The 16,588-nt window shown below is 46.1% G+C and carries 12 protein-coding genes; 2 read left to right on the forward strand and 10 right to left on the reverse strand.

Features of this window, described 5'->3' with window-relative positions:
* Nucleotides 1–108 precede the first annotated feature (108 nt).
* The 8 genes from KE626_RS16105 to KE626_RS16140 form a co-directional block, all read right to left on the reverse strand.
* Nucleotides 109–1,398: a nucleotide sugar dehydrogenase gene (locus tag KE626_RS16105; RefSeq protein WP_211973949.1), complete on the reverse strand. Its 1,290-nt coding sequence runs from the start codon at nt 1,396–1,398 to the stop codon at nt 109–111.
* Between the two features lie 39 nt (nt 1,399–1,437).
* A complete protein-coding gene (locus KE626_RS16110; protein WP_211973950.1) occupies nt 1,438–3,831 on the reverse strand; it encodes a GumC family protein in 2,394 nt (797 codons plus the stop codon).
* An 11-nt stretch (nt 3,832–3,842) separates the two neighbouring features.
* Nucleotides 3,843–4,682 (reverse strand): polysaccharide biosynthesis/export family protein, encoded by an 840-nt coding sequence (locus tag KE626_RS16115; RefSeq protein WP_211973951.1) that lies wholly within the window; start codon nt 4,680–4,682, stop codon nt 3,843–3,845.
* 78 nt (nt 4,683–4,760) lie between these two features.
* Nucleotides 4,761–6,587: a polysaccharide biosynthesis protein gene (locus KE626_RS16120; RefSeq protein ID WP_346344425.1), complete on the reverse strand. Its 1,827-nt coding sequence runs from the start codon at nt 6,585–6,587 to the stop codon at nt 4,761–4,763.
* A 983-nt stretch (nt 6,588–7,570) separates the two neighbouring features.
* On the reverse strand, nt 7,571–8,149 hold the full coding sequence (locus KE626_RS16125; protein ID WP_211973952.1) for a LutC/YkgG family protein: 579 nt from the start codon (nt 8,147–8,149) through the stop codon (nt 7,571–7,573).
* Nucleotides 8,146–9,525, reverse strand: a complete 1,380-nt coding sequence (locus KE626_RS16130; protein ID WP_211973953.1) for a lactate utilization protein B — start codon at nt 9,523–9,525, stop codon at nt 8,146–8,148. The genes KE626_RS16125 and KE626_RS16130 overlap by 4 nt, the downstream gene beginning before the upstream one ends.
* On the reverse strand, nt 9,506–10,261 hold the full coding sequence (locus KE626_RS16135; RefSeq protein ID WP_211973954.1) for a (Fe-S)-binding protein: 756 nt from the start codon (nt 10,259–10,261) through the stop codon (nt 9,506–9,508). Before KE626_RS16135 ends, KE626_RS16130 begins: the two co-directional genes overlap by 20 nt.
* Nucleotides 10,262–10,671: 410 nt before the next feature.
* Nucleotides 10,672–12,912 carry a helix-turn-helix domain-containing protein gene (locus KE626_RS16140; protein ID WP_211973955.1) on the reverse strand — a complete coding sequence of 747 codons (2,241 nt, stop codon included), beginning with the start codon at nt 12,910–12,912 and terminating at the stop codon, nt 10,672–10,674.
* Between the two features lie 117 nt (nt 12,913–13,029).
* On the opposite strand from KE626_RS16140, the gene KE626_RS16145 reads away from it, so the two are divergent.
* Nucleotides 13,030–13,980, forward strand: coding sequence for a nitrilase family protein (locus KE626_RS16145; RefSeq protein WP_211973956.1), 951 nt, complete (start codon nt 13,030–13,032; stop codon nt 13,978–13,980).
* A gap of 166 nt (nt 13,981–14,146) precedes the next feature.
* Here KE626_RS16145 and KE626_RS16150 read toward each other — a convergent pair whose 3' ends face one another.
* Nucleotides 14,147–14,338 carry a cold-shock protein gene (locus KE626_RS16150; RefSeq protein ID WP_079472790.1) on the reverse strand — a complete coding sequence of 64 codons (192 nt, stop codon included), beginning with the start codon at nt 14,336–14,338 and terminating at the stop codon, nt 14,147–14,149.
* A gap of 258 nt (nt 14,339–14,596) precedes the next feature.
* Between KE626_RS16150 and KE626_RS16155 the strand changes: the two genes are divergently transcribed.
* Nucleotides 14,597–15,880, forward strand: coding sequence for an MFS transporter (locus tag KE626_RS16155; protein ID WP_211973957.1), 1,284 nt, complete (start codon nt 14,597–14,599; stop codon nt 15,878–15,880).
* On the opposite strand, the gene rpiA is transcribed toward KE626_RS16155, so the two are convergent.
* Entirely contained in the window at nt 15,846–16,547 is a 702-nt protein-coding gene (gene rpiA / locus KE626_RS16160; protein ID WP_211973958.1) for a ribose-5-phosphate isomerase RpiA, read from the reverse strand. The two genes, KE626_RS16155 and rpiA, sit on opposite strands and share 35 nt — an antisense overlap.
* Between the last annotated feature and the right edge of the window lie 41 nt (nt 16,548–16,588).

Consider the following 16,588-nt stretch of genomic DNA (forward strand, 5'->3'; position numbering starts at 1 on the left):
AAGGTTTATTCAACTATGGCTTTTCCGTTATGGTTTATAAGCTATGGTTTCCGTTATGGTTTCTCAACAATACTATATGGTTCAACAGCGGGTACTCTACCTGCCTTATTATAATCTTCCGTCTACCAGTTCACGGTCTAAAATGGCTTTCGCGTCGAACACCACTGCATCATGACCATTTTTCAGCGCTTTAAAGTCGATAGCCTGGAATTCGTTGTGCGCTACCGCCACCAGGATAGCATCGTATTGTTTGGATACGCTGTCTACCAGTTCCAGTCCATATTCTTCTTTCACTTCTTCTTTGTCGGCATGCGGATCGTACATATCCACCTTCATACCGAATTCCGTTAATTCCCTGTAAATATCCACCACTTTGGAGTTGCGGATATCGGGGCAGTTTTCTTTGAAGGTAACTCCAAGGATCAGCGCTTTTCCACCTTCTACCCTGCGTCCTTTTTTCACCATCAGCTTAATGATTTTGTTAGCGATAAATACCGCCATCATATCATTTACGCGTCTTCCGCTCAGGATCACCTGCGGGTGATAGCCCAGCGCTTCAGCTTTATGTGCCAGGTAATAAGGGTCTACGCTGATGCAGTGACCACCCACTAATCCTGGCTTGAATTTCAGGAAGTTCCATTTTGTACCGGCGGCATCCAATACATCATTGGTGTCAATACCAATGCGATCAAAGATCAATGCCAGTTCGTTTACAAAGGAGATGTTTACATCGCGTTGCGCATTTTCAATGGCTTTGGCAGCTTCCGCTACTTTTATGCTCGGCGCTTTATGCGTGCCGGCTTTGATAATGCTTTTATACAGCTGGTCTACTTTTTCCGCCACCGCAGGGGTAGAGCCGGAAGTGATTTTTTTGATGGAAGTCAGTGTATTCACTTTATCTCCGGGCACAATACGCTCGGGCGAATATCCTGCGAAGAAGTCTGTATTAAATTTCAGACCCGATTTTTTCTCCAGTAATGGAATACAATCCTCTTCCGTACATCCGGGGAATACAGTAGATTCATAAATGATGGTATCTCCTTTTTTCAGGATGGTCCCCAGCATTTCCGTTGCCTTAAGCAGCGGTGTTAAATCAGGTGCGTTAAAGCGATCAATCGGCGTAGGTACGGTAACGATAAAAGTATTGTAATCTTTAAGCGCTTCTTTCTTATCAGAAAAGCTTAAGCCGGCTCCCTTTCCTTCTTTCTTTTTCTCTATTGCTGCCTTCATTCCTTCCAGATCTGCCTCCAGTGTGTGATCGTGGCCGCTTTTCAGCTCCTCCACCCTGTTGGTGTTGATATCAAATCCCAATGTATTATACAGCTTCCCAAACTCAATAGCCAGTGGTAAACCAACATACCCCAGTCCGATGATAGCAATTTTTGATTCCTGATTCATTTTATTGATGATTTAATTAATATGGTTTCGCTTATAGTATTATTTACCGAACATTACCTTAATTCTCTTCGACAGCCCTTTTTTGGTGTTGCTATTATAGCCGTAACCATATCCGTAGCTGTAGCTGTATCCATATCCCTGTCCTGCCTTTACATCATTTACAATGAGATTCATTTTTGGCATTTTATGGAAGATGAAAAGCTCTTTCGATATCTGAAGCTGTTGCTTGAAAGTATATCCCTGCCTTACCAGGTAGAGGGTCGCATCTGCAAAGGTGCCGAGCAACTGCGCGTCTGTTACCAGTCCTACCGGTGGCGCATCAATAACGATATAATCGAAATGAGCGCGGAGATGGGTAAACAGTTCTTTTGTTGATTCTGTCAACAGCAGCTCTGCCGGGTTTGGCGGAATAGGACCGGAACTGATAAGCCAGCAGTTGTCATTTATGCCGGATGGCCTTACAAGTTCATTCAACGGTGTTTTTCCTATGGCCCAGGTACTGAATCCTGTGCGATTATCCAGGCCCAGTTTTTCAGATACTTTCGGTTTGCGGAGATCCATTTCCATCAGCAGTACTTTTTTCCCGGATAAGGATAAAACTGCTGCCAGGTTAGTGGCGATAAAGGTTTTCCCTTCTCCACTCATGCTGGAAGTAAGCAGGATAACTTTTTCCTTCGGTTCTCTCAGCACAAACTGCAGATTGGTACGCAGGGCCCTGAATTGTTCTGCCACCGGCGTTACTGAATCTTTTGATATGATCACCGCTGCTTTGGCATCGGTATGCCCTACTTCAGCGAGTATAGGCGCCGGTGTATTTTCGGTGATATCCAGTTTGTTTACCACACGGCGACTTAATACATCACGCAGGTATAAACCAACAGAAGGCAGGATTACACCCAGTATCATTCCCAGCAGGTAAATCAATGCCCGCTTAGGCATGTAGGGGAAAGCCTCGCTTTTTGCCAGGTCAATAATTCTTGCACCTGCCAGGTTGGAAGATTTTGAAATAGCTGACTCCTCACGTTTTTTGAGTAAAAACAGGTACAGTTCCTGCTTCACCGCCTGTTGACGGGAGTAATCGAGGAATACTCTTTCCTTGGCGGGTACCTGCTGGATCTTTTTATCGATAGCGCCGGACCGCTGTTGTAATTGCGCGATGCTCGTCTGAATACCGGTTTTAAAAGAAGTGAGATTACTTTTCAGATCTCCCCGGAGACTAACCAGTTGCTCATCGATATTTCTCACCACAGGATTAGAGGCGGTATTTGACATCAGCAAACGCTCTCTTTCCAGTTCCAGGCCATTATATTTCCCGATAATAGATACGAAGTTGGGATCCTCCAGTACCAGTGAAGAAGGAACAATACGTTTATTGTTTGCTTCGTCATTGATATATTTCTCCAGCGATTCCACCACACTTAGCTTCACCTGTTGTTCTGTCAGCTGCCGGGAGAAATCGCCGGTGCTGGCAATTAACAGTTTAGCCTGTTCCCCAAGATCCGCTAATTGATTATTCTGTTTAAAAGTTTGTATGTCTTTTTCCACACCGGACAGTTCACGGCTTACCAGTGCCAAACGGTTGTCGACAAAGGCAATGGTACTGTCGGCGATCCGGTTTTTAGCGTCTACGCTTAACTGCATGTAGGCATTGATCAGCTCATTCAGAATGATCTCGCCTTTTTCAGGAATGGTGCTGGTCATGGTGAGATCGATGGTGCTCACCTGTTTATTGGGAATGTTGACAGCTAATTTATTGCGGTAAACGGTAACGGCTTTATCAACCGATACCACCCTCACGATATAGTTTTCTTTGATCAGCGGGTTGTTGGATTGTCTCACCACCTTCATAATACCTTCCGGCAGATGCAGGGTATCATTCCAGGAAATATCCTTATCCACCACACCTTCTGCGCTGATATGCACTTTGTTGTCGGACACTGGTCTGACTACGTATTCTGCATCCGGCAGGGAATCGATCAGGTTGCTCCATTGTACGGCGAACGGAAGTTTACGGAATTGTTCCGCTGTTTTCAGTCTTCCTTCCAGCCAGTAGGACACGTTCAGCTGTAAATCCTTTACTGTTCTTTCCATCAATGAACGGGACTTGATGATCTCCATTTCATTATCTACGTTGCTTTTACTGTTGAATATCTGCAACTGTTGTAATACATCCTTTTCCGGGCTGTCCCCACCTTTCTGATCATCCTGGATCAATATTTTGGCGTTCACTTTATAGTCGGGTGTCGCATATCTCAGGTAAAGCCATGACAACGCAATACCGGCTACTATGCACAGGAAAAACCAGTACCAGTGGCTGAGTACTTTATCAAGCAGCTTTCTGAGATCAAAAGCCTTATCAGGTTCGTTATGCTGTTGTAATACACCGTTTACGTTTACAGCAGTTTGTCCATTACCATTAAAATTTTCCAGCATGACAGCAACATTTAAAAATTAACCCTAGAAAAAATTACAACTAGCAGCGTAAGGACGGATGATATGATTGTAATATTCCTCAAACGTGCTGCATCCGTGGAAACCACTTTCGACTTACTTGGTTCAACATATACCACGTCTCCCTGTTGTAAATAGTAATAAGGAGAAGTAAATAAATTGCTGCTATTGAGATTAAACCTGACGAATTCCTTTTTCCCTTCTATTTCACGGATCAATAAAACATTTTCTCTTTTACCGTAGATGGTCAGATCACCGGCCATACCTAATGCGTCGAGTAAAGTAACTTTCTCGTTAGGCATTACGTAGGTGGCGGGTTTGGTGACTTCTCCCAAAACGGTTATTTTAAAATTTATAAAGCGCACATTTACGACCGGGTCTTTATAAAATTCCGCGGCTTTTACGCGGATCTGTTCCTGCACATCACCGGTTGTTTTGCCTTTCACCGATATTTTCCCTACCAATGGGAGGGTTACAGAACCCTGTTTATCTACCAGGTATCCCGGGCTGTTTGCACTGGCGGCGCCTGCGGCCCCTGAAGTTCCTGCTACCGGCCATGTTGGCGAGTTCTGCTGATTCAGCAGCGCGGTGGAAGCAGGGTCCAGTGTTTGGATCGTTACCTGCAGAATATCGTCTGCCTGTATTACCGGTGTGTTATATGTTGCCATCTCCACCATCATCTTCTGTTTAACCGTATCAGGTACATCTTTGAAGTAAGAGATATTTTTTGGTGAAGAGCAGGCTCCCAGTAATAAGGCGAGCATACCTCCCAGTAAAACAGGTAAACTTCTGAAACGTCTGAAACGGGTCATCCCCTGATTAATTATCTTCATTGCTGGCGACAGTTTAAATAAATCTTCCCCTGCTGCAAGCCAACAGGCTTGCAGAAAGGATATGTTCTCGATATAATTTTACATAGTTATTTTACCCTTATCCAGTTCTTCATAAGCAGAATTTTTGCTGATGAACTCCGGCACCAATTCCTTCATCCTGGCTACGGTTGGTGTGAGGTAATGCTTTTGAGCTGACTCTATCAACTGATTTACCCGTTCGTTAATTTCAGTGAAATCAGACTGCCTTACTTTGGCGATCATGATTTTTTCGTGATAAGTGGGTAATGTGTTTTCGGCATTATTTAGTAGCTCTTCGTAGAGTTTTTCTCCGGGGCGCAGTCCGGTGAAAACAACCTGGATATCTTTACCTGGTTCTTTACCCGTCATCCGGATCATTTTTCTCGCCAGGTCAGCGATCTTCATCGGTTTACCCATATCAAATACAAAAATCTCGCCGCCCTTACCCATTGCACCGGCCTCCAGCACCAGCTGGCAGGCTTCGGGGATGGTCATAAAGTAGCGTGTGATGTCCGGATGGGTAACTGTTAATGGTCCGCCTTTTTCCAGTTGTTGTTTGAAACGGGGGATCACAGAACCATTTGATCCGAGCACATTTCCAAAACGGGTCGTGATAAAACGTGTTGGAGGAGTACCGTATACCGGTCCCATTTTCTGGTACTTCTCGTTGAGATAATTATTGAAAGATTGAGAGAAAATTTCTGCGATGCGTTTGGAAGCGCCCATTACGTTGGTGGGGTTCACTGCTTTGTCGGTAGATACCATTACAAATTTTTCCGCGCCATGTTCAACGGCCAGTTCAGCCACTGTTTTGGTACCCAGCACATTATTCATCACTGCGATCGACGGATTTTTTTCCATCATGGGCACATGCTTATAGGCGGCCGCATGATATACGATAGCGGGTGCATAAATTTCAAACAACTGTTGCATGCGTACTTTATCGCATACATTTCCAATGAATGGAATGATGGGTATGTTCACCATTTTTTCCGCTATTTCCAGCTCCAGTTCATGGAGTGGCGATTCGGCTTTATCGCAAAGCACGATAACAGATGGCTCATAACCGACCAGTTGTCTTACAATTTCGCTGCCGATAGATCCGGCTGCACCGGTTACCAATACACTTTTACCTTTCAGCTCTTTGCTGAGCTCCTGGTTTTTAATACTGATAACGGATCTTTCCAGCAGATCTTCGATGTTGATGTCTTTTAACTGAACACCACTGTTACCAGAACCTTCTGTCCATTGACTCACGGGAATAATTTTTTGAACCCTAATATTCAGCGAAATGCATTCATCCACCAGTTCGTCCAGGTGGGCTGCATCCAGGTGATCATTAGGAATGAGCAACAAGGAAATCTTTCCTTCCTTCACCATTTTAAAGAGCTGTCCTTTGCGCGAAGCATATACGGGAAGGCCTTCAATTGATTTACCTGCGTGTGCGTTGGTGTCGGCCAGGAATGCGGTGATCTTCACTTCTGCGTTGGGGTCATCATGAATGGCTTTACGCAACATCAGGCTTGAATGGCCTGTGTAATAAATGGCTGCGCAGGGGCGGCTATGATTGCGGAAGTTATTATAGTAATGGAAAATCCATTTTACGGACAACCGGTAAGACAACATGCAGAAGGAACTGATAAAGAAATTGATCAGTATCACTGAAATGGGGAAAATATTCAATGTTGCATCCGGTAGGTGGCTATAGCCAAAGGTGAACAAGATCAGGCAGCTGATGAGGTTGAGTCCTGCGATACGGCCAATGTCGGTAAGACTGGTAAATCTTACGATGCCACGGTAGGTACGCAGTAACAGCATCAACAGGAGGTTAACGCCTAATACGGATACGCCGATCTTCTCCAGCGGAAAAGACATATATGCATCCACGTCAAAATTTAATCTGAGAAGAAATGCTAAATTGATTGCGATAACAGAACACCCCAGGTCTAACAACAAAATTAGCCATGACGGAGTAATCCACGATGAACTACGCACCATAGGTTCAATAATAAGATATGGTTATTAAATGTATTTATGTTCGTCTGTCAACTAAATCCACGCGTTTTTTTCAAGGTTCTCATAGAGGGGCTCAGTTAAAACAGACCGGATACTAAAATGATTACAAACTATCGGTTTTCAAAGTTAGCACAAAGTAAATACTAAAATTGATAAGTTCTGTTATGAAAAAGTAAACTGTTGAAATTTTTTTTCGATTTGTTTACTATTCAGTTTGAACGATAGTGAATAAGATTCCTGTACCGGCTTTAACAAGCGGCTATGAAACAGAAAACATCGGAGATTATTCGCGTTATCACTGATCTGTTGGCACATTACGGCGAATAACCCAATTGGATCTACGAAAACATACAGATCAGCAACAAGTGCTATCCATGTTAAATACTATTAATGAAAACGCTCCGGTGATGCGACATTGGCGGTGATGCAACAGCGTTTTTTGCTGTAACGATTTGCTGTTTCCGGGCCACTCTAAGGTGTTAAAAAGATGATACATGTCTTTCAATTTTCTTGGTTAACGCAGCTGCTAAAATATGGCTATAATAATATGGTTCTAAAAAAATACTGCGCCAAATGATTCTTGTAACGCACCCTCTCGAACAAACACCATACCAATTCCAATAAATCATCTAATTTCTGGTGGCGAAGTTAATGAAGTATTTACTATAATAATGCAGTTTTTAAAAAATAACTAAAAATTGGAAAGAGATAAGTTCCGTACCATCAGGATACCTTACCATAAAGCGGCCTCACTTTCAACAGGTGAGGCCGCTTATAACGCAGTTGGATATACGTAATTGATATGATGTTGTGCAGTTAATATAATACTACGTAGTTGATATGATGCTACACAATTAATATGATTTGCCCGTGATAAATACTACCAGGCTTTTGGCGCCATGGGCGCCCAGCACCAATGATTGTTCGATATCGGCGGTTTTGGAAGGACCGGCAATGAATACACCGAAACCGGTTTGCGGGGCGCCGATTTTATCGTAGGCCTCATGCATGGTAGGTAATATTCGTTCCCTTGGTAATACGATCGCCAGGTGCTGACAAATAAAAGGCAGTACCCTTGCCCCCACTTCCTGTTCCGTAAGCCAGATAGCGCCATTTTCAGCCACCCCCCATTGTCCGGGTACAACAGCCATATCCACGTCTTCCAGCAGATGGGGATCTTCGTTGATCCATGTACGTTCGGGTCCGGTAGCTGTAATGATACGTTGAAGATGCGGATAATGTTCCGCCAGTAAGGCAGGGATCGCTGTTTCGTTTTCAATTTCGAACAGGGTACCTCCCAGTGCTTCCAGCACTTTACGGTAAGCTTCCAGCGTACCTGGCATATTGCCTGATAATCCGGTCAGGGCCGGTAATGCCGATGCCTCCGGTTGATTTTGTTTTACGGCGGCTAATATCTTTTCCCTGCTGCTCATGAAGATTTTTTATTTTTTTCATACCATTGGGAAAATGACTGTGCCGGTGGCGCGGGCATTTCCCTTTGTTTATACCAGGGGTTCATGCGGTTGTTGACCATACCCGGGAAGGCCCGCATTACCCAGCGCCCCATTTTGCCCGCTGTTTTATATGTGCGTGGCGCCGATAATACGCCACTCATGATTTTCATGCTGGCTGTTTTGGCCGCGGTGGTATGTCCTTCTTTTACCAGTACCTGCCGCCATTTATATAATTGCTGATGAATATCTATTTTAACGGGGCATACATTGGAGCAGGAGCCGCACAAGGTAGAGGCAAAAGGCAGATCAGCATAATCCTTCATATCAAGATTAGGCGCCAGGATAGCCCCAATCGGACCGGCCACGGCAGTATGATAACTATGTCCGCCGCTGCGCCGGTAAACGGGGCAGGTATTCATACAGGCGCCACAGCGGATACACTTCAGCGAGTTGCGGAAGTCTTCCCGTCCCAGTTGCCTGGACCGGCCGTTATCCACTAATACAATATGCAATTCCTGTCCGGCGCGGGGTTGCCTGAAATGACTTGAGTAAGTGGTAATGGGCTGACCGGTAGCGCTTCTTGCCAGCAGGCGCAGAAACACGCCCAGGTGCTTCCGCTCCGGAATGATCTTCTCGATGCCCATACAGGCTATATGCACAGTGGCCAGATGGGCGCCCATATCGGCGTTTCCTTCGTTAGTGCATACTACCATCTCCCCGGTTTCCGCTACGGCAAAATTCACCCCTGTAATAGCGGCATCCGCCTGCAGGAATTCTTTACGGAGATGTTGCCTGGCCGCTGCCGTCAGAAATTTCGGATCTGCATTTCCCGCGGGCGTTCCCAGGTGTTCATGGAACAGCTCCCCGATTTCTTCTTTCTTTTTATGAATACAGGGTAACACAATATGACTGGGTGGCTCCTTAGCGAGCTGCACAATCCTTTCACCAAGATCGGTATCTATTACTTCAATACCATTGGCTGCGAGATAGGGATTCAGGTGGCATTCTTCCGTCAGCATCGATTTGCTTTTCACTATCCGTTGCACCCCATGTTTTTTTAATATATCGGTTACAATACGGTTATGTTCTTCCGCATCTGCTGCCCAGTGTACAACGGCGCCATTCCTGGTGGCCTGCTCTTCAAACTGCAGCAGGTAATCATGCAGGTTACCCAATGCATTGACCTTAATACGGGAAGCCGTATCTCTCAACGCCTCCCATTCGGGAATGCTCCAGGCTATGCGATCGCGTTTCGCGCGCACCCACCACAAAGTTTCATCATGCCAGTTTACCCGGGCCTCATCCTGGTTAAACTTGTCTGCCAGTGTTGCGTGATCAGCTGTTTGCCTGTTCATGGATATTTTGATTGAGAATTTCAGCAATATGCATCACCTTCACCCCGGCATGCTGCCGGCGTAAAATACCTTCTATGTGCATCAGGCAGCTCACATCCGTACCGGTGATCACCTCTGCGCCATGTTTAACGTGATCGGCTACACGATCCTTTCCCATTTTTACGGATACGGCTTCTTCCGTTACACAGAAGGTACCGCCAAAACCGCAACATTCATCCTGTCTGTCGAGCGGCACCAGCTCCACCCCTTCCACCATCCGCAGCAGCTGCTCCGGTTTGGAAAACGGCGGCGCCACCAGCTCGCTCATCTGTGCCAATGCCAATCCGCGTTGTCCGTGGCAGCTCTGGTGCAAACCCACTTTGCAGGGGAAACGCGCAGGAAGCGATGTTACTTTCAGTACATCCGTCAGAAATTCTGTCAGTTCGTATATCCGTTGGCGTATTCCGGTGGCTTTTTCTTCTGCTGCCGGATCATGTAAATGATCTTTAATATGCAACACACAGCTGCCGGAGGGGCCTACAATATAATCGTAGTCTGCAAAATTTTTGATGAACAGGGTATTACACTGATGGGTAAGATGCTCGTATCCTGAATTCGCCATTGGCTGGCCGCAGCAGGTTTGTCCCTGCGGATATTCCACTTCACAACCCAGTTTCTGCAACAGCTGCAGGGTGGCGATGCCTACCTGCGGGTAGAACTGGTCAATATAACATGGTATAAATAATCCTACTTTCACGGGTAAAGTAATTTAGTTGATCATTGCTACTTGCAAATTTAGCGGGCAATGCCATAGTAATCCTTCCTGTTTTTTACCGGTTACTGGCTTATTTTTCGCTGGTACAAAATAATGAACAGGATTGTGGTTGCCAACCCGGACTATCCTGCTTCTAGCTTTTAGCGGTTAGCTTTTAGCAAAATGCAGTGGGGTTTTTCTTGCCCGGGATTTTTTTTTGCCCAGGATTAGACTGATTTTGATGATTTATAGGATTTTTTTCTTTGATGATTTTAAAAAGATTAGCGAAGATAAAAGCGGGTATTTGCTTCTATCTTCGCTAATCTTTTTAAATCCTGTAAAATACAATCCTATAAATCATCAAAATCAGTCTAATCCTGGGCAAAAAAAAATCCCGGGCAAGAAAAAACCCGCTATCCGTTCATGATCTGTTCTTCCTGTTTCTTTTTCAGGTACCATTGCACCACGCGGATTTCCGCGAAGCTGGCGGAGTCTCCTACCCTTTCTTTGATAGGGCCGGCCGCCGTGGCGCCCAGTTCACCGATGTGTTTCAGGATCAGGCGCATGGTTCTTTCGGATACAAAGCGGTGAATATCCATTTCCCCGGCTTCCACACATTGGGCGAGGTGACTTTCTATGGTGCCGATGGCCAGTTGCCTGGCCGCAGCGATATCGGCAATGGATTTGCCACCCAGGTACAATTCCAGGGTACCACGCCGGCTGCTGCCTTTTTCTACCTTGCCTTTAGCGGCCTTTTCTTTAGCGGCGGCCGCTGGAATGGCGGCTGCTGCCGCATCTGCATCTCGTAGTTTCGTGTAATCTTTCAGGCCGGTGGTAAATTCCAGGTCAGCGTAGGATACTTCCCACACATGACGCAGTTTGTTCCAGCAATCAGATTCCAAAGCCATGAGTTGCAGCAGGTATTTTTTTGACTTTGCTTTCTTCACTTCGGTGATGTGCTTTTGCAAAGGCTGTATCAGATCTTCGTATATGCTTTGGGTAAAATAGCCGATGGCCTTGTTGACCCGTTGCTGTAATTGCTCCATTTCACCAGTTTGCACGGCTGTATCCAGTAGCTGGTGCAGCTGTACCACGAACTTTGCGGCTACTTCCTGTTGTTGTTCTACTTTGGCCGACATGCTTCGGCTTAAAGTGATGGCTGCGTCGAAATCCGGCACCTTTTTATCCTGTATCCAAACCGCGTGACTGCGGATGGTGGCCTGCATGCGGTACCAGTCGAACAGTTGCAACAGGGAGGTGGCCTGGAATTTTTTCCTTTCCATTTCCAGCAGCACGACCAGTTCATTGGCTTCATTTTCTTTTTCCGCAAACTCGATCACCTGCCGGTCTGTTTTGATACTGCCATGCCCGATGCGGGAATGGAGTACCATTCCTTCCAGGGAAGTACAGCGGCTGAGCGCCACATATACCTGTCCGGGGGCAAAGGCGTAACCGGCGTCTATGATGGCGCGTTCGAAGGTAAGCCCCTGGCTTTTATGAATGGTGATGGCCCAGGCCAGCCGTATAGGAAACTGCGTAAAACTGCCAATCTCTTCTTCTTCAATGCTGTTTTCTTCCTGGTTATAAGAATAGCGGATGTTGCGCCAGGTTTCCTTACCCAGTTTCAGTTCCTCGTGGGAACCTGCCAGCACCAGCATAATTTCATCATCGTGAATTTCCTTGACGGTGGCAATTTTCCCGTTGTAGTAACGGCGAGGCTGCGCGAGGTCATTTTTCAGGAACATTACCTGTGCGCCTATTTTCAACTGGAGCAATAGCTCGGTAGGCAGTGCCTTGTCACTAAAATCGCCTTCTATCTTTCCTTCAAAACGATGCACTTTCCCGGGCATGTCGGCCAGGCGCCGGGCATTGATTTCATCCGCCTTCCTGTTATGGGTGGTGAGTACGATGTACTCCTGGTCTTCTCCCTTAAAATTAGGCTGATAATGTTCATTCAGCAGCAGCAGGTCTTCATGGAGCACTTCATTATTACGTACCCGGTTGAGTATATCAATAAAAACCTGTTCGTTTTGCCGGTAAATTTTCTTCAGCTCGATATATAAGGGGGGCGCCTGTTCTATTACTTTGGCAGCAAAGAAAAAGGTACTGTTATAGTATTCGGAGAGCATGCGCCACTCTGCGTCGGGCACTACCGGCGGGAGCTGGTACAGATCGCCGATAAACAGCACCTGCACGCCGCCAAATGGCAGCAGTGGCTTGTTGCGGAAGTGACGGAGGATCACATCTATGGCGTCCAGCATATCACAGCGCACCATACTTACCTCGTCGATGATCAGCAACTCCATTTCCTGCAACAATACTTTCTTATCGTTTGTGAAACGGATATTGCGGAACAGGCTATGTTTATCTGTGCTGCTGATTTCATCCATGCCAAATCCTCTTTTAGTACCGGGAATAAAGGGTCCGAAGGGCAACTGAAAGAAAGAGTGCATGGTAACACCACCGGCGTTGATGGCGGCTACACCTGTAGGCGCTACTACTACCGTGTTTTTACGGGTATGTTCTTTTATGTATTTAAGAAACGTAGTTTTCCCTGTACCGGCCTTACCGGTAAGGAAGATATGGCGGTGTGTATGGTTTATGAAATCTGCCGCCAGGTGAAAGATGGTATTTGTATTATCCGGTTGGGGCATTTAGTTCTAAATTGAAAAGGCGAATATACAGAAAACCTGCGAAAATGCCGTGGATATTGCGCGTAACTAAATGCGCAGTATATTCGTTTTCACATCTGCCAACAAAATAAAAATAACATGGACCCGATAAAAATAGCAACCGCACAATTTGAGAACAGGAACAACGACAAGGCCTACAATCTGGGTATAATCCGCGAATTATCTGCCCGCGCAGCGGCAGAAGGCGCCCAGGCGGTGGCATTCCATGAGTGTTCCATAACAGGTTATACATTTGCCAGGCATTTATCAAAAGAACAGATGCTGGACCTGGCGGAATTTATTCCCGACGGCCCTTCCATAAAGGCATTGCAGGAAATTGCTGCTGCCAGTGATATTGCCGTGCTGGCAGGATTATTTGAGAAAGATGCAGATAATAATTTATTCAAAGCCTATGTGTGCGTAGACAAAAGCGGGCTGGTAGCAAAATACCGTAAGTTACATCCGTTTATTAATCCGCACCTGACGCCGGGAAATGAGTATGTTGTATTTGATCTGCTGGGATGGAAATGCGGCATCCTGATCTGTTATGATAATAATATTATTGAGAATGTTCGCGCTACAGCGTTGCTCGGCGCAGAGGTAATTTTCATGCCGCATGTTACCATGGGCACTCCTTCTACCCGGCCAGGGGCGGGCTTTGTAGACCCGGCCTTGTGGGAAAACCGGCATAACGACCCTACCTCGCTGCGACTCGAATTTGACGGCATGAAAGGGCGTTCCTGGCTGATGAAATGGCTGCCTGCACGGGCCTACGATAATGGGGTATATGTTGTGTTCTCTAATCCTATCGGTATGGATGACGACCAGCTGAAAAACGGCTGTTCCATGATCGTAGATCCTTTTGGCGATGTGATCGGCGAGTGCCGTAAACTGGATAACGATGTGATAACGGCAACGCTTACACGAAAGAAACTGACAGACGCCGGCGGCTACCGCTACCGTTTGGCACGCCGGCCCGACCTGTATGGATCTGTTATTGCTGCTCCGCACCAGGCGGTTCAGAAAGTAGTGTGGCTCCCGAAGGCATAAAGCACAAGGCATAAAGCAAAAAGCTATTGCAGCTAATGATGTAAGCGTTTATTACTTATATCATTAGCTGCAATAGCTTTTTGCTTTATGCCTTGTGCTTTATGCCGCAAAAAAAACCGCCCTGGCAGAGCCAGCGCGGTTTATAACAAAACTATTATAAAATAAATTATGCCAGTCTTACGTTAACAGCATTCGGACCTTTTCTACCTTCTTCCACGTCAAATACTACGCGGTCATTTTCGCCGATGCTTTCTTTGATACCAGATACGTGAACAAAAATTTCTTGTCCTGAACCTTCGATTTTAATGAATCCAAAACCTTTAGCTTCATTAAAAAATTTTACTACACCTGTTTGCATTATATTTAATATTTAATTGTGAACGTGTTCTCGCCATTTATTACAGCAGGCGGCTACCTGGGCGACTACAAGAAAAACTGTAAGAAAAAGCTGAATGTAAGAGGTGATCTACCAACAGAATTGCAATACATTATCTTAAGAAGCGGTACGAAGATAGGGGATTTATTGAATACAATCCTAATTTATTTTAAAGTTTTTCCCGGCTACAGTGGCCCATTGGCTCATAATTCCATATTAAAATATATTTTCGCGTTATATATGAAACATCCTGACGCATGGCGAATAAAAGCCATATTAACCGGTTCTGCCGGTAACCTGGTAGAATGGTACGATTGGTACATTTACGCGACCTTTTCTCTCTATTTTGCACCCGTGTTTTTTCCAAAGGGCAGTTATACTGCCCAGCTGCTCAATACGGCAGCCATTTTTGCGGTGGGCTTCCTGATGCGGCCTATTGGCGGCTGGATGTTTGGCCGTATAGCCGATAAACAGGGCCGTAAGGCCTCGATGACGTTATCCGTGCTCCTGATGTCGCTCGGTTCCCTGCTCATTGCATTCACCCCTTCGTACAACAGTATTGGTCTTGCCGCGCCAGCATTATTGTTGCTGGCCAGGCTGCTACAGGGACTCAGCGTAGGCGGCGAATATGGCACCTCTGCTACTTACCTGAGCGAAGTGGCCACCCCTGAATTACGTGGATTTTACTCCAGTTTCCAGTATGTAACCCTGATTGGCGGGCAACTCATCGCGCTGGGAGTCCAGATGCTGTTGCAGAAAGTATTCCTGACGGCCGACCAGATGCATGAGTGGGGCTGGCGCATACCCTTTATAATCGGCGCTGCACTGGCCTTTTTTGCGCTATACCTGCGGCAGCATATGCAGGAATCCACTTCTTTTGAAAAAATAAAGGATACCAGGGAGAAAGGTTCGCTTAAACTCTTGTTCCGCCGCCATCCCCGTGCGGTGATGACAGTAGTGGGGCTGACTATGGGAGGCACCCTGGCCTTTTATACCTATACTACGTACATGCAGAAATTCCTGGTAAACACGGTACATCTCACCATTGAACGTTCCACCACCATCACTTTTTTCCTGATGCTGATCTTTGCCTGTTTGCAGCCGCTTTTTGGCTGGATTTCAGACATTTACGGCCGTAAGCCTTTACTGATAGGGTTTGGCATACTGGGTACGCTTTTTACCGTGCCCATTCTTACAGCCACAAGTCAAACCAGCTCCGAATGGACTGCCTTCTGGCTTATTCTCCTGGCATTGATCATTGTGAGCGGATATACTTCGATTAATGCGGTTGTAAAAGCGGAATTGTTCCCGGCAGAAGTGCGTGCCCTGGGAGTAGGTTTTCCCTATGCCATTACGGTGGCCATTTTTGGCGGAACAGCGGAACCCATTGCCTTATATTTCAAAAAAATTGGCCACGAACCAATGTACTATTGGTACGTGACCATCTGCATTTTTATATCCCTGCTGGTATACATTACCGCAAGGGACACTAAAAAGACGTCTTTGTTGGATAGGGATGTGTAATTTCCCGGACAGAGCCATCTTCATGCCCGATAATCAGCCTGCTGGCATAGTCGAGAAATAACCCGTTTTCCACTACGCCCGGGACATTGTTTAGCTGCGTATGCAATGCAGGCGCATTGTGGATTTTCTGATAATGGCAATCCAGGATATAGTTTCCGTTGTCGGTTATAAAACGGTTGTTGTCTTTTAGTCGTAGTACCGGATGGGCACCCAGCGCCGACAATTGCCTGAAGGTAAGCTCCCAGCCAAAAGTGACTACTTCTACCGGCAGCGGAAATTTACCGAGGTGTTTCACCAGCTTGTGCTCGTCGATTACCACCAGCATTTCCTTTGATGCGGCAGCAATAATTTTTTCCCGCAGCAAGGCGCCTCCTCCCCCTTTGATCAGCTGCAGCTGGGCATCTGCTTCATCTGCCCCATCAATATCTATATCTATTTTCTCCACCTTATCAAAATCCACCAGCGGGATCCCCTGCTCTCTCGCCAGTTCCTCGGACTGCGCAGACGTTGCTACTGCTCTGATATCCAGTCCTCCCCTAACTAACTCGCCTATACGTAAAATTGTGTAGTAGGCGGTACTGCCGGTACCCAATCCAACCGTCATACCGGGCTTAATATATTCCGCCGCTTTTTCGCCGGCTGCTTTTTTGCCAATGTTTGTTTGCATAAAACAAATATAATTGTCTTTACCAGGATTAGTAAAGATTT

The sequence above is a fragment of the Chitinophaga hostae genome (assembly GCF_018224885.1).
Classification (GTDB): Bacteria; Bacteroidota; Bacteroidia; order Chitinophagales; family Chitinophagaceae; genus Chitinophaga; species Chitinophaga hostae.

Excerpts from the sequence above, each read along its gene's own strand:
- KE626_RS16105 (WP_211973949.1), bottom strand. The coding sequence starts at position 1,398 with ATGAATCAGGAATCAAAAATTGCTATCATCGGACTGGGGTATGTTGGT.
- KE626_RS16110 (WP_211973950.1), bottom strand. The coding sequence starts at position 3,831 with ATGCTGGAAAATTTTAATGGTAATGGACAAACTGCTGTAAACGTAAAC.
- KE626_RS16115 (WP_211973951.1), bottom strand. The coding sequence starts at position 4,682 with ATGAAGATAATTAATCAGGGGATGACCCGTTTCAGACGTTTCAGAAGT.
- KE626_RS16125 (WP_211973952.1), bottom strand. The coding sequence starts at position 8,149 with ATGAGCAGCAGGGAAAAGATATTAGCCGCCGTAAAACAAAATCAACCG.
- KE626_RS16130 (WP_211973953.1), bottom strand. The coding sequence starts at position 9,525 with ATGAACAGGCAAACAGCTGATCACGCAACACTGGCAGACAAGTTTAAC.
- KE626_RS16140 (WP_211973955.1), bottom strand. The coding sequence starts at position 12,912 with ATGCCCCAACCGGATAATACAAATACCATCTTTCACCTGGCGGCAGAT.
- KE626_RS16145 (WP_211973956.1), top strand. The coding sequence starts at position 13,030 with ATGGACCCGATAAAAATAGCAACCGCACAATTTGAGAACAGGAACAAC.
- KE626_RS16150 (WP_079472790.1), bottom strand. The coding sequence starts at position 14,338 with ATGCAAACAGGTGTAGTAAAATTTTTTAATGAAGCTAAAGGTTTTGGA.
- KE626_RS16155 (WP_211973957.1), top strand. The coding sequence starts at position 14,597 with ATGAAACATCCTGACGCATGGCGAATAAAAGCCATATTAACCGGTTCT.
- rpiA (WP_211973958.1), bottom strand. The coding sequence starts at position 16,547 with ATGCAAACAAACATTGGCAAAAAAGCAGCCGGCGAAAAAGCGGCGGAA.